Below are 1195 nucleotides of genomic sequence, written 5' to 3' on the forward strand. Positions count from 1 at the left end.
CACCGGCGCCTTGTCCAGGGTCAGTTGTTCGAACTTGCCGACGTCGTCACCGCTGACCGAAGCGATCGATTTCACGATCGAGTCGTTGGTGCCGGTGTAGACGTTATCCGGAGCGGTAACGGTGGTAGTGCCCACAGTGCCATTGGCCGGCACGGTGATGGTGGTCTTGCCGTCGCTCAGCGTGAAGGTCAGCGCCGAGTGGTTGTTGATCGGTAGGCCGTCTTTGTTGGTCAGCGTCACGGTGTAGGTGATCACGCCGCCTTCAGTGACCGACGGGGTAGCAGTCAGCTTCGCGATGACTTCGTCGGTGGTATCGGTCACCTGAACGGAGGCGTTACCGCCCAGTTGCAGGTTCTCGAAGGTACGACCATCGACGTCCACCGCCGACTTGATACCCACGCTGATCTGGCCAGCGTCGTTATAGACGTCATCGCCCTGTGCAGCGTGCTCATACGGCGCACTGGTGTCACCGGCCTTGATGGTGACCTGAGCATCGTTGCTCAGGGTCACGACCAGGTCGTGATCCAGCGGCTGGTTGATGTGCACGGTGAAGGTCGGTTTGACGTTTTCCGCGACCGAGGTCTGGTCAGCGGTAATGGTCACCAGTACCAGATCGCCTTCGTTGCCAGTGCCTGGGGTACCCGAGCCTGGCTCGTCGGTGACGGTGGTGGTGACCGGGGCCTTGTCCAAGGTCAGTTGTTCGAACTTGCCAACATCGTCACCGCTGACCGAGGCGATCGATTTCACGATCGAGTCGTTGGTACCGGTGTAGACGTTGTCCGGCGCAGTCACGGTGGTAGTACCCACGGTGCCGTTGGCCGGCACAGTGATGGTGGTCTTGCCATCGTTCAGCGTGAAGGTCAGCGCCGAGTGGTTGTTGATCGGCAGGCCATCTTTGTTGGTCAGCGTCACGGTGTAGGTGATCACGCCGCCTTCAGTGACCGACGGGGTAGCAGTCAGCTTCGCGATGACTTCGTCGGTGGTATCGGTCACCTGAACCGAAGCGTTGCCGCCCAGTTGCAGGTTCTCGAAGGTACGACCATCGACGTCCACCGCCGACTTGATACCCACGCTGATCTGGCCAGCGTCGTTATAGACGTCATCGCCCTGTGCAGCGTGCTCGTATGGCGCGCTGGTGTCGCCGGCCTTGATGGTGACCTGAGCATCGTTGCTCAGGGTCACGACCAGGTCGTGG

Annotated in this window: 1 protein-coding gene; it reads right to left on the reverse strand. The window is 60.6% G+C overall.

The features are described from left to right. On the reverse strand, window positions 1-1195 hold a 1195-nt coding region (locus A0O30_RS27540; RefSeq protein ID WP_371921640.1), incomplete at both ends, for an immunoglobulin-like domain-containing protein.

The organism is Pseudomonas sp. LLC-1 (assembly GCF_002992185.1).
GTDB classification, from domain to species: domain Bacteria; phylum Pseudomonadota; class Gammaproteobacteria; order Pseudomonadales; family Pseudomonadaceae; genus Aquipseudomonas; species Aquipseudomonas monteilii.